Here is a 26,063-nt window from a genome sequence, read left to right as displayed (position 1 = left end):
AATCTTACTTTGTATAAAATTTAATGTCAAATTCTAATGGAAACTAACTTATAAGGGAATGAATTTTTTCAATCACCCAATTAGGTTTTAATTCTCGCATACAAGCGTGATAATCAGCAGAATCTTGTGAGATAGGACAGGAACGCTTTTTGCAAGGTTGGCACGAAAGTGCTTTGTGAAAAGTTTGAAGAGAAAGAATATAAGAATGTTCTGCATTAAAGGGGCAAGTTTCCTCTTGATTAGTTGGTCCAAAAAGTGCAATTGTAGGGATATTTAAAGCTGCTGCAATATGCATAGGACCACTATCATTAGTAATAAGAATTTGTAGTCTTAAAAAATACGCCATTAATTCTTGAATATTAGTTTTTCCACTTAAATTTATTATTCTATTGCTTTGTTTAAGATAGGATATAATCTTTTCATTAATAAGATTTTCTGATTCTACCCCAAAGAGAATCACACAAAAATCGTGCTTTAATAAATCTTCTATCACAGCAGCAAAATATTGTTCCTCCCAACGCTTAGCGCTCCCAAAAGCCGCACCCGCATTGATTCCTGCAATTTTAGAATGATTAAAATGTGCAGGAAGCGTTATGGAGATTTTAGGGGGTTTTAAATAAAGCCTAGGCACAACGCAATGATTAGGAATGATAGTCTCTACAAGTTTGGCAAACCTTAGGGATTCGTGGAGTTTTTTTGGTTTTTTTAAAGCAATATTTAAAAGCAAAGAGCGCAACTCATTGGCATAACCAATGCGTTTTTTAGCACGATTAAAAAATAAAAAAAGTGCGGAGAGAAAATTATTTTGAAAAGTCAAGGCAATCTCACAAAAAGGAATAGCTCTAGCAAGTCTGTAAAGTGCTAAAACCCTAAACTTAGCTTGTTTGCTATTATCAACAATAGTTGTAGTATTAGGATAATGGTTAAAAAGTGCGCAACTCACCTTACTTCCCACAAAATAAAAATGAGCATTTGGATAAGTGCGATAAAGAATCTCCAAAGCAAATGTTGCCATCACCGCATCACCTAGCCAATTTGGAAGACGAATAAGAATATTCATAATAATCTCTCAAAACTTCTAAAATACTTCAATCATCAATCTTAATTATTTCATTGGAAAACAATCTAAAATTTCTTGCGTAATTTCTTGAATACTGCGATTAGCATTGATACAAAAATGTGCAGAATCTTTATAGGCTTGATAGCGTTTTTGATAAAGCTCTAAAGCTACTTTTTGATTTTCAAAAAGTGGTCGCTTAAGTCTCTCTTCTTTGCTAAGGCGCAAAAGAATATCCTCAAAACTAAGATCCAAAAAAAACACTTTTCCCATTAGCCTAACATCACAAAACAAAGGCATTCCACCCCCAGTTGAAATAATGCAATGGTGGATATTTTGAGATACAAACAAACAAAATGCCCTCTCAAGATTCCTAAAATAAGTTTCACCTTTTTGAGAAAAAATTTCAGGAATTGTCATATTTTCATTATTTTCAATCACTAAATCACTATCAAGTATCAAGGCATTTGTGTGCTGATAGAGTGCTTTAGCAACACTGCTTTTGCCACTCCCCATAAATCCAATCAAAACAAGATTAGTAGAATGCAATCTCTAAGCCCTCTTTTGTGTTTTTCAAAAGGTATTTATATTGCCCATCTAAATTCAATGTAATTCGGTAAAAATCCAAATGCGTTTGTAATTCTACCTTATTAACAATTGGCAAATGGGTTATCATTGAATCTTTCAGGCTTTTATTGCTATTGCTTTTAAAATCAAGAATCAATCGCGTTGGAGAGGCAAGTGTAAAATCTCTTATTAATTGCAAAGGTGTTTTTAAAATCACTTTTTTGCCTTCAATGTGAAAGTTAAAGAGTTTATGAAAATTAAAATCACTAGCTGTAGGCAAAGTCGTATTTGCTTGAACTTCTTGACTTAACACAAGCGGGAAATGCCAATCAATATCCCCATCAAGCTCTTTTTCAATAGCACTAATAGAACCATCAAGATTCTGATAAGAAATGGCAATCTTTTTAATTTTTCGCGCTGTGGAGGGGAGATTTAAAGCGGTTTGAGTAAATAAATCCAATTTGGGTGGATTTGAAACTTGTCCGCTCTCTTTTGGTTTCATTGCTGATTCAAATGGATTTCTAGTGGGTTTTGTGCTATTGTTTTCACTAGGCAATTGCGCTTTTTTCACTTCTATGGGAGCTTGAATATTAAGATCAGGGATCTTAGGCAACACTTGAGGCTCATTGGCAAACATATTTAACGCAATAATAAACAATACACTTAAAATTCTCATTGCGGCTCCAATCCTTTCAATTCAAAAAATTCTTTTTGAAGTTTTGCATTTTCACTCATAAGATTCTTTACTTCTTGAGATATTTCTCTTTCTTTTTCTCTAAGCTCTAATAAAACCTTTAAAGAATTATTACCAAAGAGTAAATTCCCAAAATAAACTCCTGCGATACAAATCACTAACAAAAGGCTTAAAAAAGGAAGTAGCTTATAAAACCCTCCCTTTTGATAACCAAATTCTTCTTCATCCATAACTATTTTCTAAAGAGACTTTTTCCTAGATATTCTGGATAAGCCAACTCATTTTCAATTGCCAAAAGTCGATTATATTTTGCCATTCTCTCACTCCTTGCTGTTGAACCTGTCTTGATTTCTCCTGTATTAAGCGCAACAGCAAAATCAGCTATAAAGCTATCTTCACTCTCTCCACTACGATGACTCATAATGCAACGATAATTATTGCGTTGTGCTAGGCGCACAGTTTCCATAGTTTGACTTACCGTTCCTATTTGGTTTGGTTTAATAAGCACTGCATTAGCAATATTTTGTTTGATTCCTTCTGCAAGAATCTTAGCATTTGTAACAAACAAATCATCACCCACGAGCTGAATCTTATTTCCAAGCTTTTGTGTAAGCTTCTCCCAACCACTCCAATCATCTTCACTCAAGCCATCTTCAATTGAAACAATGGGATATTTTGCAATTAATTTTTCATAATATTCAATCAATTCTTCACTGCTAAGCTCACGCCCTTCGCCTTTGAGACAATAGATTCCTTTTTCATTAACAAACTCACTACTAGCAACATCAAGCGCTATTGCAATTTGATCTCCCTCTTTATATCCTGCTTTTTTCACAGCCTCCAAAATAACTTGAATGGGTTCTTCATTAGTCTTTAAATTAGGAGCAAATCCACCCTCATCACCAATGCTTGTAATGTGTTTAGAATCTTTTAGAATCTTTTTTAAATGTTGATAAATTTCTGCACTTGCACGCATTGCTTCACTAAAAGTATCAAATCCAACAGGCATAATCATATATTCTTGAAAATCCACGGTGTTATCAGCGTGACTTCCACCATTAATAATATTTAACATAGGCACTGGAAGCACTAAAGCATTTGCGCCACCTAAATAGCGATAAAGTGGGATATTTAAACTCTTTGCTGCAGCCCTAGCCACTGCCATAGAAACCCCAAGTGTAGCATTTGCACCAAGCTTAGAGAAGTTTTCTGTGCCATCTAGCTCAATTAATGTCTTATCAATATCACCTTGATCAAAAGGATTCATACCACAAAGTGTATCAGCAATACTAGTTTGAACATTTTCACAAGCCCTTAAAACGCCCTTACCTAAGAATCTCTCATCTCCATCGCGCAATTCCAAAGCCTCTCTTTTACCTGTGCTAGCACCACTTGGGACAATCGCACTCCCCACACTTCCATCGCTTAATAGGACACTTGCTTGAATCGTAGGATTCCCACGACTATCTAAAACTTCTTGTGCTTGAATCTCATCAATATAAATCATTGTTTTCTCCCTATTCTTCTAAATTTTCATCATCATCTGTAGATAAATCATCCGTTACGCTAATAGAAGCCTTGATTTTTTCTTCTATTTCTTGAGCAACTTCTGGATTTTCTCTCAAAAATACCTTAGCATTTTCCTTGCCTTGACCTAACTTCTTATCTTCATAGCTAAACCACGCTCCACTTTTATCAACAATGTCAAGCTTCACACCATAATCAATTAACTCACCTTCCTTGCTGATTCCCTCACCAAACATAATATCAAACTCTGCCCCTCTAAAAGGTGGCGCCACTTTATTTTTAACAACTTTTGCCTTGACACGATTCCCAATATTCTGCTCACCTTGTTTTAAAGTTGCAATGCGCCTTACATCAATCCTTACACTTGCATAAAATTTAAGTGCATTTCCGCCAGTAGTAGTTTCTGGACTTCCATACCCCATCACTCCGATTTTCATACGAATTTGATTGATAAAAATCACTGTTGTATTCATTTTGTGAATCACGCCTGTAACTTTTCTTAGCGCTTGACTCATAAGCCTTGCTTGAAGTCCCACATGCTGATCACCCATATCCCCTTCAATTTCACTTTTTGGAGTAAGTGCAGCAACAGAATCAATGATAATCAAATCCACTCCCCCACTTCTTGTAAGGGTTTCTAGAATCTCCAAAGCTTGCTCCCCAAAATCTGGCTGTGAGACAAGAAGATTCTCCACATCAACACCAAGCCTTTTAGCATAGGTTACATCAAGGGCATGTTCAGCATCAATAAAAGCACAAATTCCACCCTTTTTTTGACATTCTGCCACTACTTGCAAGGCAAGTGTTGTCTTACCTGAACTCTCTGGTCCATAAATTTCAATGATTCTACCCTTTGGAATCCCACCAATTCCAAGAGCAATATCTAACCCCAAAGAGCCTGTGCTAATTGCATCAATTTTTTCCACAGGTTTATCTCCAAGCCTTATTAAAGCGCCTTTTCCAAAGGCTTTATCAATTTGTTTAATAGCTAATTCTATCGCCTTTTGTTTGTTCTCGTCTAATGCCATTCTTTCTCCTACAAGAAAATAAAAACTAAATTTTAACCAATTAAAATAAAAATAGACCCTTATTATAAGCAATTTTACTATATTTTTTGCCTAATGTTTTTTTAAAATTAAAAGACTAAAATTCCAAGTTTGTTTAAAATATAGCTAATAAGGCAAATGATGCGATTCTTATCTAAGATTTTTTATCTTTATTATGATGGTTTTAGAAATATGACTTTAGGAAAAAGTCTTTGGCTAGTTATCATTCTTAAGCTTCTAATTATCTTTGGTTTTTTAAAAATCTTTATTTATGACAAAAGCCTAAAAACAAACTTCCAAACACAAGAAGAAAAAAGCGAATTTGTTAGCAAAAATCTCACTGAATTTTAAAGGAATAAAATGGAACAAGAACTACTACAAAGAGCGGCTAGTGTAGATTGGAGTAGAGCGCAATTTGCCCTTACAGCACTTTATCATTTTTTATTTGTGCCTTTAACTTTGGGGCTTTCTTTTATTTTGGCAATTATGGAGAGCATTTATGTTAAAACCAAAAATGAAGAATGGAAAAAAATTACACAATTTTGGTTAGGAATCTTTGCAGTTAATTTTGCTATTGGCGTGGCAACGGGCATTATTATGGAGTTTGAGTTTGGGACAAACTGGGCAAATTATTCGTGGTTTGTTGGTGATATTTTTGGTGCGCCATTAGCTATTGAGGGGATTATGGCTTTCTTTTTGGAAGCCACATTTTTTGCTGTAATGTTTTTTGGCTGGAATAAAGTCTCCCCTAGATTCCACTTGCTTTCCACTTGGCTTGTCGCAATTGGCTCTAATTTAAGCGCATTTTGGATTTTGGTGGCAAATGGCTGGATGCAATACCCTATTGGAACAACCTTTAATTTAGAAAGTGCTAGAAATGAAATGACAAACTTTTTTGAAGTGGCATTAAGTCCTGTAGCAATTAGCAAATTTTTGCATACCATTTCAAGTGGCTATGTTATTTCTGCCTTGCTTGTAGTTGGAATCTCTGCTTGGTTTCTTCTAAAAGGGCGCGATGTTATAGTAGCTAAAAAATCGCTCATTGTGGGGGCAAGTTTTGGGCTTATTACTTCAATTTTTCTCTTTATTAGCGGTGATGAAAGCGCTTATCAAGTTACCCAAAAACAGCCCATGAAACTTGCTGCCATGGAAGGAATCTATGAAGGTGAGCATCGAGCAGGACTTGTGGCTTTTGGTATTTTAAACCCCAATAAACAAATCGGCGATGATCAAAATACTTTTTTATTTAATATTACTATTCCTTATGCGCTTTCAATTTTGGGGAATCGCTCTCCTAATAGTTTTGTTCCTGGAATCAATGATTTAGTATATGGCAATGCAGAAAAAAATATCATGAGCATTGAAGAAAAAATCCAAAAAGGTCATCTAGCCCTAGAAGCCTTTAGAGAATACAAAAAGGGTAGAGAATCAGGAATAGCTGCGGATGATTTAGAGCAATATTCTCAAATTGTTAAAGAAAATATGTCTTATTTTGGATATGGCTATTTAAAAGACGCCAAAGAAGCTGTGCCGCCAATTGCCCTAACCTTTTATACTTTTCACTTAATGGTGGCATTAGGAAGTTGGTTTTTTGTTTTGTTTATTGTGGTGCTCTATCTTGCAATGGCAAATGAAATTACAAAATTTAGAAAAATTCTATGGATTGCTTTATGGACGATTCCACTTGGATATATTGCTGCAGAATGTGGCTGGATTGTTGCAGAAGTGGGCAGACAGCCTTGGGCGATTCAAGATCTAATGCCTGTTGGAATGGCTGCCACTCACCTAAGTAGCATTAATGTGCAAATTTCTTTCTTTATCTTTTTGGTTTTATTTACTGCGTTGTTGATTGCTGAAATTGGCATTATTTTGCGGCAAATCAAAAAAGGCTTTGCGCACTAAGGAGAAAAAATGTTTTTTGGATTAGAATTACTGGGATTACAAATTTATTGGTGGGGAATCTTAAGTCTTTTGGGAGGGCTTTTGGTGTTTATGTTTTTTGTTCAAGGCGGACAAGGAATGCTTTTTGAGCTTGCCAAAAATGAAGAGGAAAAGGCGCTTATTATTAACTCTTTGGGCAGAAAATGGGAGCTTGGATTTACCACTTTAGTGCTTTTTGGCGGAGCTTCATTTGCTGCTTTTCCCTTGTTTTATAGCACGAGTTTTGGTGGAGCATATTGGGTTTGGCTTATTATCTTGTTTTGTTTTATTATTCAGGCTGTGAGCTATGAATACCGCAAAAAAGAAGGCAATTTTCTTGGATCAAAGACTTATGAATTTTTCTTGCTTATTAATGGAATCTTGGGAGTTTTTCTGATAGGCGTTGCGCTAAGCACCTTTTTTAGCGGGGCAAATTTTAGTCTAGATTCTTCTAACTTTGTAACTTGGCAAAATCCTGCTAAGGGCTTGGAAGCTTTACTTAATCCTTGGAATTTTCTTTTGGGATTTGCTTTGGTTTTTTTAAGTCGAATCTTAGCTTGTGGCTATTTTTTAAACAATATTGATGATGAGACTTTAAAGCCTAGATTCCAAAAAAAGATTCTGCCAAATAGCCTTGCGTTTTTGGTTTTTTTTCTTACTTTTTTATTTTGGATTTTTACTAAAGAGGGCTTTGCTATTTTGCCCAATGGAGATATTAGCTTACAAAAATACCTTTATTTGCAAAACTTCCTAGATTTTCCTTTTTTAATTGGAATCTTGCTAGTTGGCGCTGTGTTTATTTTGTTTGGAATGCTAATGACCTATAAGGGCTGCAAAAAAGGAATCTTTGCCTTAGGCATTGGTAGCGTGTTAGCTGTTTTTACTATTTTGCTATCCATCGGGATTGGCAAAAGCGCGTTTTATCCAAGCCTAGTAGAACTGCAAAACTCGCTTACGATTCAAAATGCAAGTTCAAGCTATTATACTCTAAGTGTAATGGGCTATGTTAGTTTGCTTGTTCCTTTTGTTTTGGCTTACATTATTTATGTGTGGAATCTCATGGATAAAGTCAAAATTACCAAAGAAGAATTAAGAGAAGATTCTCATCAATACTAAAGGATTAAAAATGACAGAATTTTTACTCATTATGTGGCCAGTGGTAATTTACATAGCTTATAAGTTTGTATGGCTTAATATTAGCCACATTGAAAAAAGTGAAGAATCAAGTGCAAATACAAAATAGCTTTGATTTGTTTTGCTTTTTAAAAAATCTTGGGTATTTAAAAAATCCTCCCCATAACCTTTGGTGGCCTAATGCAGGGAACTTTGAAGTAATCATAGGGGCAATTTTGGTGCAAAATACGCGCTGGGAAAGTGCTTTTAGGGCAATTAACCGCTTAAGAACAAAAAATTTACTTAGCCTAGAAGCTTTAGCAAAGATTCCCCTAGCTACTCTACAAAACCTTATGAGTGATGTGGGATTTTTTCGACAAAAATCACAACGAATCATTTATCTGTGTCAGAATATTTTAGCAGAATTTGGAAGTTTTGAAAGTTTTTGTGAAAATGTTAGCAGACAATGGTTGCTTAGTCAAAAAGGCATTGGCAATGAAACCTGCGATGCCATTTTATGCTATGGAACTTTGAGAGCAGAAATGGTGGCAGATCAATACACTTATAAACTTCTAAAAAGCTATGGCTATGAATTAGAAGATTACGACGATATTAAAGAATGGCTAGTTAGTGGAATAATGGAAAATTACAAAGAAGTGTGTAAAATCTATAAATATCAAATTCCACTTAATGTGCTTTATGCGAGATTCCATGGAAAAATCGTGGAATACTGCAAAGAACATAAATCAAAATAAGGATAAACCTTGAAAGAAAGTTTTGAACCTCTAGAATTGTTCTTAGAAATTTGCAAGATTCCCCACCCAAGCAAAAATTGCTCTAAACTCAAAGAATGGATTATCACAAAGGCAAAAGAAAATGGAGCGACTATAAAAGAAGATAAAGCTGGAAATTTACTTTGCACAAAAGGTAATCCAAAAATCTGCTTACAAGGGCATTATGATATGGTCTATGTCGGAGAATCAAAAGATTTTAAAGTGCAGCCTAAATTTTTGGATTCCAAGTGGCTTGGCGCTTTGGATTCTAGCCTTGGAGCGGATAATGGAGCAGCATTAGCTTGTATGATTTTAGCCTTAAGGGATTTTGATAATATTGAATGCTTATTTACAAACGATGAAGAAGTGGGAATGATTGGGGCTAATCATTTGGAGTTAGAAATCCATTCGCCTTATATTATAAATTGTGATAGCGAAGACATTGATGAGGTTATTTATAGTTGTGCGGGAGGATATGATTTAAAAGCTAAGAAAGGATTTGAAATTTTAGCAACCCCTAAGGATTATAAATGCTTTGAAATCAAAACTCAAAACTTTAAAGGCGGACATAGCGGAATTGAGATTCACAAAAATATCCCTAATGCAATCTTAGAATTAGCCAAAATAGCTAGAGACTTAGAGGGAATTATCATTGAATTTTGGGGTGGTGAGAAGCGTAACTCTATCCCTGTAAATGCAACCTTAAAAATCGCTCTTAAAGATTCTCAAGCAATTAAACTTGAATCATTATCAGAAAATTTCGTTATTACACCCCTAAAACAGACAAAGTATGGCTATGCTTGTAAAGATCTACTCACCGCTATTTTGGGGCTAGAAAATGGCGTTATTAAAGCCAAAGGCAATTCTCCATTGCTTTCAAGCAATTTAGGAATCTTAAAGCAAGATAATGAAAGTTTTATCTTTTATGCAATGGGAAGGGGTAATCAAGAAGATTTAATGCAAAAAAATATTGCCCTAAGTCAAACTTTTCTAAATTCTCTAAATTTTGAAGTGAATGTCCTAGATTATTATGCGCCATGGACAAAAGAAGAAGGGAGACTGCTAGAATTAGTATGGGATATCTACCAAAAGCACAACAAAAATGCAAAATTAAAAAGTATCCACGCTGGACTTGAATGTGGAATCTTAAAGCAAAAATTTCCTAAAGCAGAGTTTATCTCCATAGGACCAACTATTTTGCATCCCCATTCTTTGAATGAAAAATTAGATTTAGAGAGCTTTAAAAAATTTTGGGTAATTTTACAAGAAATTTTACAGAAGAATTATAATTTTTAGAAAATACCCAAAAAGTTTTTGCTAGAATCTTAAAAAAATTATAGTGAGAAAAAATGAGAAAGTATCTTTTAGGAAGCTTGTTTAGTTTGTTTGTTGCAAGTAGCGTATTTAGTGCTCCTTCACTGGTAAATGGAATCGCTTTTTTTGTCAATGGCAACCCTGTAACTTTACTTGATGTATATAAGGTGCAACAAAGAGATAAAGTGGAGCAAAATATTGCTGTAGATATTCTTATTAATGAAAAACTGCATGAAGAAGAAATCAAAAAGCACAACATTATTGTAACAGAATTAGAATTAAGTGATGAGCTTAATTCTATCGCAAAACAAAACAAAACAACTTCCACACAACTTGAATCATACATTCGCACCAATGGCGGGAATTGGGAAAGCTACAAAGATGAAATCAAAAAAAGAATCCTAAAAAGAAAGCTTTATCAAATCATCTCCCAAGAAAGCTTAAAAATGGTCAATGAAGATGAATTGCGCAATTACTATAACGCACATAAAGAAGAATTTTTAATCCCACAAAGTATTGATGTTAAGAAGTTTTTTAGCAAGGAAGGTGCTGCATTAGAAACACTTGTTAAAAGTGGAGGCAAAACCATTCCAAAAGGCATAGGGCAAGAAAATGAAGTCCTGCAAATTGCTGCTTTAAACCCTCAAATTGTCCCTGCTTTTGTGCAAGGCAAAGTAGGCACTTTCACTCCTATTTATCCTGTTGGGGAAGATTTTATTACCTTTTTGATTGAAGCGAAAAATAATCCAAGCCTTGCGCCTTTTGAAAATGTAAGAGATATTATTTTGCAAAAAATTATGTCCCAAAAAGAAGATTATTTAATTTATGAATATTTTGAAAAATTACGCTCTGATGCCAAGGTTAATATTATTCGCTTAAATTAAAGGAGAAAAAATGAAACAAATTATCATAGCAGGAATTTTTGGAGTTGCAATGCTATTAGCAGGATGCTCAAGCAAGAATCTAAACACACAAGAAGCCACACAAAACACTATCTATCAAACCTTGCAATCCAAGCAAGAGTGGAAAATCCATAGCTTTAAGCTTAATAATACAACAGAAGTTTTGACATTTGAAAAAGAATATCCATTTTTCATCGGCTTTAAAGAAAAAGGAGTTTTTGGCACTTTTGGTTGCAATAATTTCTTTGGTAGTTATGACTTAAATAATGACAATTTAAAAATCTCCAATGCCGGTATGACACGCAAAATGTGTGAGCCAAGGATAATGGAGCTTGAATCAAAGCTAACAGAAAATATTTTAAACAACGAAAATCGCATAGAAATCCTTAATGATGGGAAAATTTTGATATTTCGCAATGATTTTTATTTATTGATGCAATAGTTTAAAGATATTTTTACCTAAAATACAATAGGCTTAACAAAAACTAAAAAGGTTATTTATGTGGATAACAAAAAATTATAATGAAAAATTTCAACAAGAATACAAGATTGAGAGCAAACTTTTAGAAGCAAGTGGAATTAAGCATCATTTGGAGATTTTTAACTCTCAAGCGTTTGAAAACATTGCCTTAATAGATGATAAAATTCTACTTAAAACTATGCTTCCCCTACAAAGTGAGCTTTTAGCGCACATTAGTGCTTGTTCTCACAAAGAGCCCAAAAAGATTCTCATTGCTGGGAGTTTTAATCTAGAAATTGCTTTTGAATTTTTACGCCATAAAGATTTAAAAGTGGATTTCTTACAATTTGATTTAAAAATCCTTGAATCTCTTATTAGTTTTTTCCCTCACTATCAATCAGTGATGCAAAACAAAAGATTCAATCTTATCCCACAGCAAAAAGAAGAGTTTTTACAGCAAAACCAAGTCAAAACTAATTTCTACGATATTATTATTCTTGAAAACAAGGCTGATTTAAAAGACTATGAATCTTTGCTGGGAGAAGATGGGATTTTGGTAATAAAATCCCCTCATTTACTCCTTGAAACAACAGAAGTCAAAAAACAACTAGAATTACTTGATGGAAGCTTTAGGGTTAAAATGCCTTTTTATATTCCAATGTCTTTAGATATACAAGATTTTTATCTCTTTGCCTCCAAAAGATTCCACCCAACTGCAGATATTATGCTACAAAAGGCAGATATGCTAGAAGATTTAGAATATTATCACGCTAATTTACATCTAGCGGCTTTTGTGATTCCAAAGGGAGTGAGAAACGCTTTATTTGGAGCTATTAGGAATTGAATTTTAAATATGCTATTGTCTTAACAGGCGGAATTGGAAGTGGCAAAAGCACCATTGCATCATTTTTAAAACTCTATGGGTATGAAGTGGTGTGTGCAGATAGTATCGCACACACTCTGCTTGATCAATCCGCCAAAGAAATAACTGAAATCTTTGGTAATGAGATTTTAGAAAATAACAAAATTAATAGAAAAAAACTTGGTGAAATTGTCTTTAGCAACAAAAAAAGCAAGGAAACATTAGAGAGAATTTTACACCCAAAAATCAAAGAAGAGATTTTAAAGCAAGCCAAAGCTTTAGAATCTAAAAAGATTCCCTATTTTTTAGACATTCCACTTTTTTATGAAACCAACAACTATCCTTTTAAAGAAGTTTTGCTAGTTTTTGTTCCAGAGGAGATTCAAATCCAAAGAATCCAAAAACGCGATCATCTTGAATCGCAAGCTATTCAAGCGCGAATCTCATCACAAATATCTCTTGAAGAAAAAAAGAAATTAGCAAATTATATAATTGATAATTCAGGAGACTTAGAAAACTTGCAAAAGGAAGTGGAAAAATATTTACAAGATTATATTCCAAAAGTTTTAGAGGAAAATTAAGTTTTATTTGGTATAATTCGCTTTTTTAAGGGGTGTTAGCTCAGCTGGGAGAGCGCAACGCTGGCAGCGTTGAGGTCAGGAGTTCGATCCTCCTACACTCCACCAATATGTGCGTCCGTAGCTCAGCTGGATAGAGCAACAGGTTGCGGTCCTGTAGGTCGGGGATTCGAATTCCTCCGGGCGTACCACTTACTTTTCTTTTTGATAAATCAACTTCTCACTTATAAGTAATCCATTATCTGTGTATTTTGCCCATAAAATTTCTAACGCAAAAATTTCTCCACTAGCAAACCTTGCAAAAGGAAATTGAGAATAATAAAGGCTTTTTTGCTCATTTATTGCTTGTTTAAAAAGTGCTTTTATCTGCACCCCTTTTATCAAAATAAGCTTCTTACTATCCTTGGCAATAGAAACTGCAAGATGCGGATTTTGTATAGCTAATTTTATATGTTTAGAATCTAAAGCACTTTTTATTAATAAACAACAATCCTTTTTATCTAAAGCATAATAGCAATTTGCAATATACACCCCTTTATCTTCATCTCTAACACTAAGGGTAAGTAAATGATTTTTAGCAATAAATTTTAATATTTTCTGGTTCATATTAATCCACTTCTACAATCCTAGCTTTAAAAGATTCCAAAGCTTTTCCACTTCCTCATCCTCCAAAAACTCACCTTTAAAGTCTAGCCATTGCTTAATATGTTCTTTGTTAAAAACTTCTCCTTGCAAACAGCCCTTATGACCACAAACAACTCCCCTGCCCAAAACTATTTCTTCTCCCAATTCTCTTTCGCAAACAAGACAACTCAAAAGAGGATTTTTTCTCCCCTCAAACTCTAGCAATCTTACATAAAGATTCAAAATACAGCGTTTAGGCTCTTCTTTTTGCAAGTATTTTGCGCCCTTTTGCAAATGTTCAAAATAAAAAGAATCCAAATGATTAACATCGCGCAAATGCTGATTAAGCAAGTTAAGATATTGTTGCCAATAGTAGCGTTTGCTTGATTCGCATTCCCATTGAAATGCCAAATGTATAGGCTCTCTTAGCTTTCCTATTTCTCTTAAATCTTGCTCAATAACAAAATCAATTTTATTTCCCAAATGAATAATACTATGTCGTGCGCCATAGAATCGATAAAGCGTGTGAAGGTGAGTGTGAGAGAGGATTCTTACAATCAAATCTTCCTCTCTCACCCTTTGGGTGTGGAGTATAAATCCTTGCAATTTTAAACCTTAAAACTCTAAAAGCCCCTCTGTTGGAGAACTTGCAGTAGCATAAGGTTTTTTAGGAATTCTGCCTGCAAGATAACTTTTTCTTCCTGCTTTAACTGCCTCACACATTGCCTCTGCCATCAAAATAGGATTCTTAGCTTGTGCAATAGCAGTATTAGTAAGCACAGCATCAGCACCAAGCTCCATAGCAATAGCAGCATCAGAGGCACAACCCACTCCAGCATCGACAATCACTGGAATCTTAATAGCTGATTTAATAAAGGCAATATTGTAGCGGTTTTGAATCCCAAGCCCACTACCAATTGGTGCTGCAAGTGGCATTACCGCACTTGCACCAGCATTTTCTAAATGCTTTGCCATAACCGGATCATCATTGCTATAAGCAAGCACCACAAAACCCTCTTTAGCAAGCACTTCACACGCTTTGAGCGTTTCTAAAACATCAGGATAAAGTGTTTTTTGCGCATCACCAATAATCTCTAGCTTAATAAAGTTAATCCCTGTTGCAGCTTTTGTAAGCCTAAAAAGCGTGATAGCCTCATCAGCATTCACACAACCAGCAGAATTTGGAAGAAATTGTATGGAAGAATCTTTGAAATAATCCAAAAGATTTTCTTCATTAGGATTTGTAATATTCACACGCCTTACTGCCACGGTAATCATCTGCGCTTTTGAAGCAAGAGTGGCTTCATAAGTCGTTTTAAAATCCTTATATTTTCCACTACCCACAATCAAGCGACTTTCAAAAGTTTTATTACCAATGATTAGAGAATCATTCATTTTATATCCTTATTAAATTGTTTTTCTTAAAGATAGCGAATTTGATCAATTAAATCAAGGGGGCTTAAAGAAAAATCCGCATTTTTTTCAATAAATTTTTGTGCACAAAGACTATGAGCCAAAACCCCTTGAATACAAGCTTCCAAACTAGAATAATTTTGCGCTAATAACCCTGCAATAATCCCTGCTAAAACATCTCCGCTTCCACCTTTTGCCAAGGCATTACTGCCAAGAGGATTAATATAAACTTCCCCATTTTTGGCAATAAGGCTATTAGCCCCTTTTAAAATTAGTGTGGTATTAGGGTATTTACTAGAGAAGTCTTGTGCTAGGGCAATACGATTTTTCTGAATCACTTCAACTGCCATTTCTTTTTTTTCCAAAACTCTTAAAATGGTGCTAAATTCTTTTGGGTGAGGCGTTAAGATAACTTTTGAGAAATTTTGTATCAAATCCCCAAAAACTTCGTGATAAAAAATATCAGCATCAAGCAAAATAGGTATCTCCCAAAAATCTTTCAACATTTTCAAAGAAAAGGGATTTTTTCTACCAAAACCCATTCCAAGCGCAATTGCCGTAGTATTTTTTGGGATAAAGTTCGCATACATAACTTCATAAGGGAGATTAGACGGAGCAATATCGCTAACAAAGCTAACAAGCCCTGCCCCCATTCTAAATCCTGCTAGAGCACTTAATAAACTCGCTCCAATTTTTTCTCCACCTAACACACTTAAATGCCCAAAACTCCCTTTATTGCAATTTTGCAAATTGCGTTTTGGGGCTTTGAAATCACTGCTTTCTAAAAGCTTAAAATTAGAATTAGGAGCAAAAATGCTCTCGCTAATTCCTAACTCCAAACAACAAATTTCTCCCACAAAATCTTTTGCATAATCGCTAAAAAGTGCATTTTTTAATGCACCCATTGTCAAGGTAAAATCAGCCCTAAAAGCAAAAGGAATCTCCCCCAAAAATCTTGGATTACCATAAAGATCAATCCCACTTGGAATATCACAAGCAATTTTAATAGCCCTAGTTTCATTAAGCAGCGTGATGAGATTCTGCATTTGAAATGAAAATTCACCCCTAAAGCCAATTCCAAAAAGTCCATCAATAATAATATCAAAACTAGAAAGTTCAATGCCTTCAAGACTTGGAAGAAAAACCGAAGAATCACAGGCTTCAAGGCGTTTAAGTTGAGTTTTTGCTAGAGTGCTTTTCACCCCCAAAGGCAAAAGAATTCCCAAGGAATATTTTCCAACAAGCATTCTGGCTAAAGCTAGACAATCTCCACCATTATCGCCACTTCCACAAATCATAAGAATTTTACTACCCAAAGGAAATTTCTGTGCTAAAAACTCTGCCATACCCCTTGCAGCATTCTCCATTAAAATTTCAGAAGGTAGCAAAAACTTCTCTCTTGCTTGATTATCAAGCTCTCTTGTATCAAAACATAAATGACGCATTTTTTATCCCTTAAAACAAAATTTCTTTAATCTTGTTGTTCTCTTTAGAATCTTAACAAAATATGCTATAAATTCAGGATTATTTTAAAACAATGGATTAAAAATCTTAAATGAAACATTGGATTATTTTATTAAGTCTAATATTGTTTTTTGGTTGCGAGAGGGGAGATTCTAAAAAAGATAATCCTAGCAAAAATAACTCACCTAAAATCATACAAAAAAAACTTGAAAATTCTTTGAGCAAAGAAGATGACAATCACACAAAAAATCTCATTAAAAGCAAATTAAAAAAGCACCTAGAAGAACTTAATTTACAATTACGGCAAAAAAACTTGGATAACTTACAATACAATCAAGGCACCAAGGAACATATTAGACACTTTGAAAGCCTTTATAATCGCCAAGATTTACCAAAACAAAGAGATTCTGCTAAGCAAACTCCCAATGAAATTTTAAAAAAAGCATATGAAATCCAAAATCAACAATTAGAAAAATTACAGCAAAAAAATGATGAAATTTGGTAGAACACACCAAATCTTTACTTATTCGTAAGTATCTTTTGAATATAATTAAAAATTTCAAAAGTTTTTAAAAGGGCTTAGTTAATGGCAAAAAGAGTTTTAGTAAAATTTTCTGGAGAGGCTTTGGCGGGTGAAAGTGGCTTTGGGATTGAAAGCGGAATCCTTGATTACATCGCAACAGAGCTTAAAGCGCTAGTAGATAATGGTTTCCAAGTTGGAATCGTTATTGGTGGTGGCAATTTCATTCGAGGCGTAAGTGCTTCACAAGGTGGCATCATCAGGCGCACAAGTGGTGATTATATGGGAATGCTTGCTACCATCATCAATGGAGTAGCTATGCAAGAAGCACTAGAATATCATGGCATAAATGTAAGAGTGCAGAGTGCTTTAGAAATCAAAGAAGTGTGTGAAACCTATATTAACCGACGCGCAATGCGCCATTTAGAAAAAGGGCGTGTTGTGATTTTTGTTGCAGGGACAGGAAATCCTTTTTTTACAACAGATACCGCGGCTACTTTAAGAGCCGTTGAAATTGAAGCAGAAATGATTATCAAAGCTACAAAAGTTGATGGTGTTTATGATAAAGATCCAGTTAAATACCCCGATGCAACAATGCTTAAACACATTAGTTACGAACAAGCTTTAAAAGATAATATTAAAGTTATGGATGACACCGCTATTGCCCTAGCAAAAGATAATGCACTGCCAATTATCGTATGCAATATGTTTAAACAAGGCAATCTTTTAGCCATTTTAAAGCAAGAAGAAAGTGCTATTTACTCCCAAGTTTCAAATTAAAAAAGGATAAAAATGAGAATTGAACAAATCGCATCTAAAGCATTAGAAAAAGTTAATTTTGATAGATATTTACTTTCAAATATCATCTTTGCAAGAATCGACGAACTAAGCCGTGGCGCCAAACCATTGGTCAATAAAAATCCAAAAATTGATAAGCTTTCTGATATTGCTTTATTAGAGATTGCAGAAGGAAAGATTGGATTAGAAAGAGTAGAGGAAACACAAAACTAATCTTTGCATTTTTAATTTTTCTAAAATTAAGGTAAAAAGTGGAATTTCTTAAAAAAGTCGCTACTATTACAGCACCGCAAAAAGCAATAGAATTGCTCTATAGTATGTTAGAAATTACTCCAAACATTGAGAAAGCTATTGCTTTTGCAACTGAGGCACACAAGAATCAAAAAAGACGCAGTGGTGAGCCTTATATCGTGCATCCATTACTAGTTTCTTGCATTGTTGCTCATTTTGGCGGTGATGAAGTGATGGTTTGCGCAGCACTTTTACACGATGTGGTAGAAGACACAGACTATACTTTAGAAGATGTTAAAAAAAATTATGGTGAAGATGTAGCTTCATTAGTCGATGGACTGACAAAAATCGTTGCTATTCGTGCAGAAGAACTCCCTGCTTCTCACTCCAATGAAAAATTAGTAGTTGCAGCTTTAAGCTTCCGCAAAATGCTAATTACTTCAGTTAAAGATGTGCGAGTTTTAGTTGTCAAACTATGCGACAGACTGCATAATATGCTAACTCTTGGGGCTTTACCACCCAATAAACAACGCAGAATCTCAGAAGAAACCCTAGTTGTCTATGCTCCTATTGCTCATAGACTTGGAATCTCCACACTAAAAAATGAATTAGAAGATCGTAGTTTTTATTATATTTTTCCAGAGGAATATCGGAAAATTCAAGATTATTTTCTCAATCACAAGCAAGCTATTCAGCTTAAACTTAATGCTTTTATGCAAAAGGTCAAAAAAAGCTTGATTCAAAGTGGAGTGCCCGAGGGAGATTTCATTCTTCAAAGTCGAGTAAAGCGCCACTACTCTATCTATCTTAAGATGCAACGCAAAGGCATTTCAATTGAAGAAGTCTTAGATTTACTTGCCATAAGAGTGATTGTTAAAAATGAGCTAGATTGCTACAAAGTGCTTGGAATCTTGCATTTAAAATTTAAGCCTATTATGTCGCGCTTCAAGGATTATATTGCCCTACCTAAAGAAAATGGCTATCAAACAATTCATAGCACACTTTTTGATGATTCGGCTATTTTTGAAGTGCAGATTCGCACCGAGAATATGCATCGTAGCGCTGAATATGGAATTGCTGCTCATTGGATTTACAAAATTGGTGGAAATAGCGGACCTAGTCTTGATTGGCTTAACAAATTACAATTCCAAAACAATTCAGTTGAAGAGTTTTATGAACTTGTTAAAAACGATCTTTATCGCGAAGACATTGTTGTCTTTTCGCCTGATGGAGATAACTATTCCTTGCCCATAGGTGCTGTAGCGCTTGATTTTGCATATGCGGTGCATACAGATATTGGGAATCGCGCCAAAGAAGCTTATGTTAATAACCAAAAAACTTCTCTTTTAACCACGCTAAAAAGCGGAGATATTGTTAAAATCATTACCGCAAAGGAAACTATTTTGCGTTGCTCTTGGATGGATGCAGTCAAAACTTCTCGCGCCAAAAATCAAATCCGTATAAATTGCGCTTCAAGAATCAAAGAAATCGAAAGGAAAAGCGCGATTAATATTATTGCAACCATTTTTGATAAAGGAGCTGAAGAGATTGAGGAATTTACCAAAGAAAGCGGACTAGATGAATCCATTCACAAAGCGACTACCGATATTGCTTTTTTAAAAGATATTAAAAATCGTATCAAAAACTATTACAAACAAAAGGCAGGATTTTTAACTCAAATTAAAATACGAATTCTAAAACTAAAAGAATTACATTTTGATAATCTTGTGATTCAAACTAATCACAATATCAATCAAGCGGTTTTTGATTATTGTTGCCACCCAAAATTTGGCGATGGCATTATCGCTTTTAAAAATGGCTCTAAAGCGTTTGTGCATCATAAGCTTTGCGATAGAGCTTATTTAGAGATTCAAAAAGGTGTGAAAATGCTTTATGTCAATTGGCTTGGAGACAGGCTGCAAACCTATAAGCTCATTGTAGCCTTAGAGAATCAAAAGGGGGTTTTAGCAAATTTCTTGCAATTTTTAGCAAAATGCGATATTAATGTTCTAGGTGTAGAGCTAGGCTCTCAAAAAAGCACCTATGCCACACATTGTGAAGTGCGTTTTGAATCGCATATTGCAGATGTTAAAGAATTAAAAAATTTATTTGGGAATCATTATAAAATTATTGATGTTTATGCACTCAAAGATGCGTATGCAAACTAAGGAGAAAAAATGAGCGTAGAATCGCAAATCAAAACTGCTTTAGCAGAAATCCAAAGAGGCACTCAAGAAATCATTGGATTAGAATATATTGAAAAACTCATAAGAGACTATTTTGAAAATGGAAAAACATTCAAAGTCAAAGCAGGATTTGATCCAACTGCGCCAGATTTGCACCTAGGGCACACCGTGCTTTTACAAAAACTTGCCACTTTTCAAAAATACGGTGGCATTGTGTGTTTTCTCATTGGCGATTTTACAGGAATGATTGGAGATCCAACAGGCAAAAGTGAAACTAGAAAACCTCTAAACAAAGAACAAGTCCTAGCCAATGCAAAAACTTATGAAGAGCAAGTTTATAAAGTGCTAGATTCTTCAAAAATGGAGATTGCCTTTAATTCAAAATGGCTTGATAGTCTAGGCACACGCGGAATGATTGAACTTGCAGCAAAATTTTCAGTTGCTAGAATGCTTGAGAGAGATGATTTTGAAAAACGCTTTAAGAATCAAAATCCCATTAGTATCGTAGAGTTTTTCTATCCCTTGTTGCAAGGCTATGATTCTGTGGCTTTAGAATGCGATATTGAATGCGGTGGAACAGATCAAAAATTTAATTTGCTTATGGGCAGGCATTTGCAAAGAGCTTATGGAATCCCAAAAGAACAATCAGTAGTTATGGTCCCCCTTTTAGAAGGCTTAGATGGTGTGCATAAGATGAGTAAAAGCTTGGGAAATTATGTTGGAATCACGCAAGAACCAAAAGAAATGTTTGGGCGGTTGTTAAGCATTTCAGATACACTAATGTGGAGATATTATGAGCTTTTGAGCTCCAAAAGTTTAGCAGAAATCCAAGAAATTAAAGAAGGCGTAAAAAATGGGGTTTTACACCCAAAAACAGCAAAAGAAAATCTCGCACTAGAAATCATCGCGCGCTACTATGATAAGCAAAAAGCCAAAGAAGCCAAAGAGGAATTTGACAAAATCTTTAGCAAAGATGAAATGCCAAGCCAAATGCCCACCTTTGAAAAAAGTAGCGGAATTTGGATAGCACAACTTATGAGCGAATGTGGTTTGTGTGCCTCAAACTCCGAAGCATTACGCCTTATCAAACAAGGTGGAGTGAAAATTGATGGACAAAAACTTGAAGATTCTAAATTAAATTTACAAACAGGCGAATATGTCATTCAAGCTGGAAAGAGAAAATTTGTCCGCGCAATCATCAAATAAAAAAGGGAATTTATGCTATCTAAACCACAATTAAAGCCTTTAAAAATCGGAAAATACACGATTCCATTTCCCATTATTCAGGGTGGAATGGGAGTTGGAATTAGCTGGGATAACCTTGCTGGTAATGTTTCAAAATATGGAGCGCTTGGGGTAATTTCTTGCGTGGGAAGTGGCTATTACAAAAAAAGTGCCTTTGTGCAAAAAGTCATCAAGCACCGCCCTTTTGATACCATTAATTTTTACTCCAAAGAATCTTTATTTGAAATTTTTAAAAATGCGCGAAAAATTTGTGGCAACAATCCACTTGGCGCAAATGTTTTATATGCTATTAACGAATATGGGCGCGTGGTGCGCGATGCTTGTGAAGCAGGCGCAAATATGATTATCACGGGTGCAGGATTGCCTACTAATATGCCAGAATTTACAAGCAATTTCCCCAATGTAGCACTCATTCCCATTGTCTCATCAGCCAAAGCTTTGAAAATTTTGTGTAAGCGTTGGGAGGGGAGATACAAAAGAATCCCCGATGCAGTGATTGTAGAGGGACCACTTAGTGGTGGACACCAAGGTGTGAGTTATGAAGACTGCTTTAAACCTGAATATCAGCTTGAAAGCATTGTCCCTGAAGTGCTAGAAGAAAGTAAAAAATGGGGTGAGATTCCAATTGTTGCTGCAGGGGGAATTTGGGATAGAAGCGATATTGACAAAATAATGGCATTAGGAGCAAGTGGAGTGCAAATGGGAACGCGATTCTTAGGATCAGAAGAATGCGATGCCCCCTATTACAAAGAACTAATGCCAAAAATTAAAAAAGAAGATATTGAACTTATTAAATCACCCGTTGGTTACCCAGCAAGAGCTATTGTTACAGGCATTATTAAAAAATTACGCGAGGGCAAAAAGCCTAAAATTGCTTGTATTAGCAACTGCGTTTCACCTTGCAACCGCGGACAAGAAGCAAAAAAAGTGGGCTATTGTATAGCTGATGGTTTAGGCGATGGGTATCTTGGCGATCCCATCAATGGATTATATTTTACCGGAGCTAATGGATACCGAATTGAGAAAATCCAAAGCGTCAAAGAAATCCTTGATGAATTAACACAATGCTAAGAATCATCGCTTTATTTTTCTGTTTTTTTTATTTTGCTTGGGGCGGTATTTTAGAAATCCAATCTATTAAGCAAACCACAAATGGAGTTGCTCTAAATTTTAACCAAACCATTGAAAAAAAAGATTTCAAAAGCTTTGTCCTAGAAAATAAAGAGGGATTTCGCTATGTCTATGATATACCAGCAGTCCTTATGGGCAAGGCAAAACTTTTAGAATTTGAAGGAGGGATTAGCTTAAGAATCGCACAAAACTCTCCAACAAAAGTGCGCTTAGTTATCCAAAGCCCCAAAAAACTAACCATCTCTTTAAATACTTCTAAAAAGCAAGCTCGCTTTTCTTTTCTTAAAGAAATCTCTATCCCATCGCTATTTGAAAATAACGCAAAACAGGAATCTTTAAAAAAAGATCGCAAAACAATAGTAATTGATCCTGGACATGGCGGAAAAGATTGTGGAGCTATTGGGGTTAATAAGACATGTGAAAAAATTATTGTGCTAAGCATTGGAAAATATCTAAAAGATATCCTGCAAGAGCGTGGCTACAAGGTCTATATGACAAGAAGTAGCGATAAATTTATCAAACTGCGAGAAAGAACGAGTTTTGCCAATGACAAAGAGGCTGATTTGTTTATTTCAATCCATGCTAATGCCATTGTTGATAATAAAAATTCGCTAGAAGGGGTGGAGAGCTATTTTCTCTCAACTGCAAGAAGCGAAAAAGCAAAAAATGTTGCTGCGCTAGAAAATAAAGATGACATTGAATCTATGAATTACTTTTCTAAACAATCTGTTTTAAATACTCTAAATACCCAAAGAATCATTGCCTCAAACCGACTTGCCATTGACATACAATATGGAATGCTACAATCTTTAAGAAAAAACTATAAAATTGTTGATGGTGGAGTTAGGGAAGGTCCTTTTTGGGTTTTGGTGGGAGCTTTGATGCCATCAGTTTTGCTGGAAGTTGGATATATCACACACCCAACAGAAGGCAAACGACTAACACAAACTGCATTCCAAAAAAATATTGCCAAAGGAATTGCTGATGGCATTGATAATTACTTCATAAAAAATCCATAGAGGCAAAAAATGCGCAAAATTGCTTTACAAACCACTCTTTTTTCGTCATTATTTTTTATTTTAGCTATTTTTACCCTTTTAACATTGCTATTAAGCGGAATTGTTTGGGATTTTAGGCAAATGTTTAGACTTGTTACACAACCTTATGGTGTGTATTATTGCATCGGAATCACATTTTTAGCTTGTGGAATCATTATAAGCCTTTTTCATATGGCGCGAATCTATTCTAGCCACTTACCAAAATTCTATAGTGTGGCAATTTTGGTAGCTTTATGCCTTTTTGCTTTGCAACTATATTATGAGTTTTTTTGGCTTAAGCGATTTACTTATGATATTTTTTCGCTAGAAGATTCTTTAAAATTCACTAAAGAAAGTATTTTCAAAAAAGACTTTTATCAGCTCTATTTAGATTATAGCGTTTATTGTTTCTTTATTGTTTTTCCTTTTGCCATTTATCTTTTTCAGCTCAATTTTGACAAAAACACAAAAATTGGCAGAATCTTACAACTCACACAACCTAGCTTAAATGTCATCATTGTTGCTTTATCTGGCTTTGCTATTATGCCTTTTTTTAAAAATGGCGCACTGGGCTATGTAGATTTAGTGCTTATGTTAGCTGGGTTATCAATGGTAATGTTTCTTTGTTGGAAGCGTAAATATCTCATTGGCTCCTATGAGTTTTTTAACCTATTGCTTTTATGGGCAATCTGCCTTATTATGCTTTTTATCTCCCATACTTTTGTTGATGGAGAATCATACTTTGAAATGCGAAAGGCATTTTATTTTCTTATGCTTTTTGGGTGGTGCAGTAGCTGGATGACAAAACTAACCACCAAAACTTCGATTTGATTCCCCTTTTATTTAAATCCACAAAAAATAAATACAATTTTTTTCTAATTTATCTTGACTTTTGTAAAAAATAAGTATATAATTCTGGCTTTTAATCCGGATTAGCTCAGCGGTAGAGTAGGCGGCTGTTAACCGCTTGGTCGTAGGTTCGAATCCTACATCCGGAGCCATCATTAATCTCTTTCAATAGCTTCTTTATATAATCAAAAATCAAACCTTTAATCTTTAAAAGTTTTAAAAATAAAAGAAATGAAACTATCAATTATTAGGTAAGTTACCCCCTACTTAAAAAAGCAAGAGCTCCCAAACTAATGTTAGCTAACACAAAAGATTTTTTGTTTATAGGCTAATTCCTAACCCAAATAACTGCAGAGAATTTGCCATTACACCTTGCTTTTATTCTAAGTATTGAAAGAATGGATAGAATGAAGTATTAAGAAATGTAGATATTTAAATCAACTCCTAAGCAAGAATCTATTTTTTTAGCTTTTAAATAGATTCTTGCTTTCTTTTCTGGGTCTCTGTTTTTATTTTATATAGCAAATATAACTAATTTTAATTATAGAATGTTATATTTTAAAGTAATTTTTTATACCGCCAAAGTGGTGGTGCAACTCATCTCCTACCTAAGAGGCAAGAGTTTTCTTGCTTGTGGTTTGAAAAACCTATAAATACCCCCAAATTAATTATTTTATTTATTTGCTCCAAGTCCAAGTCCAAATACCTTGATTTGTGTTAATTGTAGTTTCCAAGACCGAATCCATACTGCAACCAATTGGCAATTTAATCTCTTCAGAAAATGCCATTTCTTTTGGCAAATCTTTTTCTAGGGTAAATTTGGGCAACAAACTATCAACAAGTGCAATGCCCAACATATTACCATAGCCTAAAAGCATACTCATTTCGCCCGTTAAAGCAATCTTGCAATTTCCCCTATTAACACTTACAGAATTGATAACAATATCATTTTTTGCTTGAATTTTAAGTGTAGGTTGCGAAATATTCTCATAACTTTCATATGTAAGCTCAAGCGCTAAATACTCATCTGGATTTTTTTCTCCACAACCACTTAAAAATGTAACCAACGCCAAAGCACCTAAAGCCATTTTGAAATTAATCTTTTTCGTTGTTGGGCATCATATTTAACGGATTTTGCTTCATAAATTTGATACCTCATTTTTTTGATTATTTGATGTGTCCATATTATCCAGCCCTATACGATGGGCTGTTATCAAATTGTTATCGGTGGTGATAACGGGGGGTAGCAGGGTTGTTGTTTTCTCTGGTGGTTTACAACTACATTTTACCACGAAAGGCAGGGAAATGCAATAACCATCCTTGCTGTGGCGTATCAAGGAATCTTACTGAACATATGGCGCACCTTATCCAAACGGCTGTTTGGACGGCGGGGCTGGATGACCGGCTGACCGACAGCGGCCTGATATCCTTTCAGCTCTGTAAGGCATACGCTCCGCCCGTTGGTGTAAAAGGCCAGATCAGTACGGTATGCCTGTATACAGCGGGCGGGAATCTCGCCAGTAAAGACAACTTCATCCTTTTTTACCTGGGCCGTTTCGATGGTGGCACAGTATTTCGGTGCATCATGATAAGCCCTGGAAAGGTATTCCTGGGGCGCATAGAGGGTGAAGGAGAGATAAGGTTCCAGCAGTTGCGTCCCTGATTCCTTCAATGCCTGTTCCAATACAATCGGGGCCAATGAGCGGAAGTCCGCCGGCGTGCTGACCGGACTGTAATAAAGCCCGTATTCAA

The 26,063-nt window shown here is 35.0% G+C and carries 28 protein-coding genes, 3 tRNA genes and 1 pseudogene; 20 read left to right on the top strand and 12 right to left on the bottom strand.

Annotated elements, in window-relative coordinates; all coding sequences use genetic code 11:
* Positions 1-43 precede the first annotated feature (43 nt).
* From waaF to recA, 6 genes are read right to left on the bottom strand one after another with little or no spacing between them, the layout of a single operon-like run.
* Complete coding sequence (gene waaF / locus MKD52_RS01880; protein WP_242099066.1) at positions 44-1,060, bottom strand: lipopolysaccharide heptosyltransferase II; 1,017 nt, start codon at positions 1,058-1,060, stop codon at positions 44-46.
* A gap of 45 nt (positions 1,061-1,105) precedes the next feature.
* Positions 1,106-1,606 carry a shikimate kinase gene (locus MKD52_RS01875; protein WP_242099065.1) on the bottom strand — a complete coding sequence of 167 codons (501 nt, stop codon included), beginning with the start codon at positions 1,604-1,606 and terminating at the stop codon, positions 1,106-1,108.
* Positions 1,593-2,300, bottom strand: coding sequence for an AMIN domain-containing protein (locus tag MKD52_RS01870; RefSeq protein WP_112057183.1), 708 nt, complete (start codon positions 2,298-2,300; stop codon positions 1,593-1,595). Before MKD52_RS01870 ends, MKD52_RS01875 begins: the two co-directional genes overlap by 14 nt.
* Positions 2,297-2,548: a hypothetical protein gene (locus MKD52_RS01865; protein WP_242099064.1), complete on the bottom strand. Its 252-nt coding sequence runs from the start codon at positions 2,546-2,548 to the stop codon at positions 2,297-2,299. The genes MKD52_RS01870 and MKD52_RS01865 overlap by 4 nt, the downstream gene beginning before the upstream one ends.
* Positions 2,549-2,550: 2 nt before the next feature.
* Complete coding sequence (gene eno / locus MKD52_RS01860) at positions 2,551-3,825, bottom strand: phosphopyruvate hydratase (protein WP_112057185.1); 1,275 nt, start codon at positions 3,823-3,825, stop codon at positions 2,551-2,553.
* A 10-nt stretch (positions 3,826-3,835) separates the two neighbouring features.
* The gene (recA, locus tag MKD52_RS01855; RefSeq protein ID WP_112057186.1) at positions 3,836-4,873 is read right to left on the bottom strand and encodes a recombinase RecA; all 1,038 of its coding nucleotides are present in this window, start codon (positions 4,871-4,873) and stop codon (positions 3,836-3,838) included.
* A 159-nt stretch (positions 4,874-5,032) separates the two neighbouring features.
* Between recA and MKD52_RS01850 the strand changes: the two genes are divergently transcribed.
* From MKD52_RS01850 to MKD52_RS01800, 11 genes are all read left to right on the top strand, one after another.
* Positions 5,033-5,242 (top strand): DUF4492 domain-containing protein, encoded by a 210-nt coding sequence (locus tag MKD52_RS01850; RefSeq protein WP_112057187.1) that lies wholly within the window; start codon positions 5,033-5,035, stop codon positions 5,240-5,242.
* 9 nt (positions 5,243-5,251) lie between these two features.
* Positions 5,252-6,793 (top strand): cytochrome ubiquinol oxidase subunit I, encoded by a 1,542-nt coding sequence (locus MKD52_RS01845; protein ID WP_242099063.1) that lies wholly within the window; start codon positions 5,252-5,254, stop codon positions 6,791-6,793.
* 9 nt (positions 6,794-6,802) lie between these two features.
* Positions 6,803-7,927 carry a cytochrome d ubiquinol oxidase subunit II gene (gene cydB / locus MKD52_RS01840; protein WP_242099062.1) on the top strand — a complete coding sequence of 375 codons (1,125 nt, stop codon included), beginning with the start codon at positions 6,803-6,805 and terminating at the stop codon, positions 7,925-7,927.
* Positions 7,928-8,037: 110 nt separating this feature from the next.
* Positions 8,038-8,679, top strand: a complete 642-nt coding sequence (locus MKD52_RS01835; RefSeq protein ID WP_242099061.1) for a 3-methyladenine DNA glycosylase — start codon at positions 8,038-8,040, stop codon at positions 8,677-8,679.
* Positions 8,680-8,688: 9 nt separating this feature from the next.
* Positions 8,689-9,993, top strand: coding sequence for a M20/M25/M40 family metallo-hydrolase (locus tag MKD52_RS01830; RefSeq protein WP_242099060.1), 1,305 nt, complete (start codon positions 8,689-8,691; stop codon positions 9,991-9,993).
* A gap of 53 nt (positions 9,994-10,046) precedes the next feature.
* Positions 10,047-10,895 (top strand): peptidyl-prolyl cis-trans isomerase, encoded by an 849-nt coding sequence (locus MKD52_RS01825; protein ID WP_242099059.1) that lies wholly within the window; start codon positions 10,047-10,049, stop codon positions 10,893-10,895.
* A 10-nt stretch (positions 10,896-10,905) separates the two neighbouring features.
* Entirely contained in the window at positions 10,906-11,355 is a 450-nt protein-coding gene (locus tag MKD52_RS01820; protein WP_242099058.1) for an META domain-containing protein, read from the top strand.
* 58 nt (positions 11,356-11,413) lie between these two features.
* Complete coding sequence (locus MKD52_RS01815) at positions 11,414-12,217, top strand: spermidine synthase (RefSeq protein ID WP_242099057.1); 804 nt, start codon at positions 11,414-11,416, stop codon at positions 12,215-12,217.
* Positions 12,214-12,816, top strand: a complete 603-nt coding sequence (gene coaE / locus MKD52_RS01810; protein ID WP_242099056.1) for a dephospho-CoA kinase — start codon at positions 12,214-12,216, stop codon at positions 12,814-12,816. The genes MKD52_RS01815 and coaE overlap by 4 nt, the downstream gene beginning before the upstream one ends.
* Before the next feature lie 29 nt (positions 12,817-12,845).
* Positions 12,846-12,921, top strand: a tRNA-Ala gene (locus MKD52_RS01805).
* A gap of 6 nt (positions 12,922-12,927) precedes the next feature.
* A tRNA-Arg gene (locus tag MKD52_RS01800) sits at positions 12,928-13,004 on the top strand.
* A gap of 1 nt (position 13,005) precedes the next feature.
* Here MKD52_RS01800 and MKD52_RS01795 read toward each other — a convergent pair.
* From MKD52_RS01795 to MKD52_RS01780, 4 genes are read right to left on the bottom strand one after another with little or no spacing between them, the layout of a single operon-like run.
* Positions 13,006-13,419: a hypothetical protein gene (locus tag MKD52_RS01795; protein WP_242099055.1), complete on the bottom strand. Its 414-nt coding sequence runs from the start codon at positions 13,417-13,419 to the stop codon at positions 13,006-13,008.
* A gap of 12 nt (positions 13,420-13,431) precedes the next feature.
* Positions 13,432-14,043 (bottom strand): recombination protein RecO, encoded by a 612-nt coding sequence (recO, locus tag MKD52_RS01790; protein WP_242099054.1) that lies wholly within the window; start codon positions 14,041-14,043, stop codon positions 13,432-13,434.
* 9 nt (positions 14,044-14,052) lie between these two features.
* Positions 14,053-14,832, bottom strand: a complete 780-nt coding sequence (locus tag MKD52_RS01785) for a thiazole synthase (protein WP_112057198.1) — start codon at positions 14,830-14,832, stop codon at positions 14,053-14,055.
* 26 nt (positions 14,833-14,858) lie between these two features.
* Entirely contained in the window at positions 14,859-16,295 is a 1,437-nt protein-coding gene (locus MKD52_RS01780; protein ID WP_242099053.1) for an NAD(P)H-hydrate dehydratase, read from the bottom strand.
* Positions 16,296-16,405: 110 nt separating this feature from the next.
* Here MKD52_RS01780 and MKD52_RS01775 point away from each other — a divergent pair, with 110 nt between their 5' ends.
* The 9 genes from MKD52_RS01775 (at position 16,406) to MKD52_RS01735 (ending at position 24,463) form a co-directional block, all read left to right on the top strand.
* On the top strand, positions 16,406-16,819 hold the full coding sequence (locus MKD52_RS01775; protein WP_112057200.1) for a hypothetical protein: 414 nt from the start codon (positions 16,406-16,408) through the stop codon (positions 16,817-16,819).
* An 81-nt stretch (positions 16,820-16,900) separates the two neighbouring features.
* Positions 16,901-17,614 (top strand): UMP kinase, encoded by a 714-nt coding sequence (pyrH, locus tag MKD52_RS01770; protein WP_242099052.1) that lies wholly within the window; start codon positions 16,901-16,903, stop codon positions 17,612-17,614.
* Positions 17,615-17,626: 12 nt separating this feature from the next.
* The gene (locus MKD52_RS01765) at positions 17,627-17,845 is read left to right on the top strand and encodes a DNA-directed RNA polymerase subunit omega (RefSeq protein ID WP_112057202.1); all 219 of its coding nucleotides are present in this window, start codon (positions 17,627-17,629) and stop codon (positions 17,843-17,845) included.
* A 38-nt stretch (positions 17,846-17,883) separates the two neighbouring features.
* Positions 17,884-20,031, top strand: a complete 2,148-nt coding sequence (locus tag MKD52_RS01760; protein ID WP_242099051.1) for a RelA/SpoT family protein — start codon at positions 17,884-17,886, stop codon at positions 20,029-20,031.
* Positions 20,032-20,040: 9 nt separating this feature from the next.
* Positions 20,041-21,255 carry a tyrosine--tRNA ligase gene (gene tyrS / locus MKD52_RS01755; RefSeq protein WP_242099050.1) on the top strand — a complete coding sequence of 405 codons (1,215 nt, stop codon included), beginning with the start codon at positions 20,041-20,043 and terminating at the stop codon, positions 21,253-21,255.
* Positions 21,256-21,267: 12 nt separating this feature from the next.
* A complete protein-coding gene (locus MKD52_RS01750; protein ID WP_242099049.1) occupies positions 21,268-22,365 on the top strand; it encodes a nitronate monooxygenase in 1,098 nt (365 codons plus the stop codon).
* Positions 22,359-23,444 (top strand): N-acetylmuramoyl-L-alanine amidase, encoded by a 1,086-nt coding sequence (locus tag MKD52_RS01745; RefSeq protein ID WP_242099048.1) that lies wholly within the window; start codon positions 22,359-22,361, stop codon positions 23,442-23,444. The genes MKD52_RS01750 and MKD52_RS01745 overlap by 7 nt, the downstream gene beginning before the upstream one ends.
* Before the next feature lie 9 nt (positions 23,445-23,453).
* Entirely contained in the window at positions 23,454-24,293 is an 840-nt protein-coding gene (locus tag MKD52_RS01740; protein WP_242099047.1) for a hypothetical protein, read from the top strand.
* A 95-nt stretch (positions 24,294-24,388) separates the two neighbouring features.
* A tRNA-Asn gene (locus MKD52_RS01735) sits at positions 24,389-24,463 on the top strand.
* Between the two features lie 525 nt (positions 24,464-24,988).
* Here MKD52_RS01735 and MKD52_RS01730 read toward each other — a convergent pair.
* Complete coding sequence (locus MKD52_RS01730) at positions 24,989-25,399, bottom strand: hypothetical protein (protein WP_242099046.1); 411 nt, start codon at positions 25,397-25,399, stop codon at positions 24,989-24,991.
* Positions 25,400-25,644: 245 nt separating this feature from the next.
* Positions 25,645-26,063, bottom strand: a pseudogene (locus tag MKD52_RS01725) (tetracycline resistance ribosomal protection protein); the annotation flags it as partial.

The sequence above is a fragment of the Helicobacter sp. CaF467b genome, assembly GCF_022664765.1.
Lineage (GTDB): Bacteria > Campylobacterota > Campylobacteria > Campylobacterales > Helicobacteraceae > Helicobacter_D > Helicobacter_D colisuis.
Note: the sequence above shows the minus strand (reverse complement) of the source record. Positions and strands in the feature narration are given on the sequence as shown.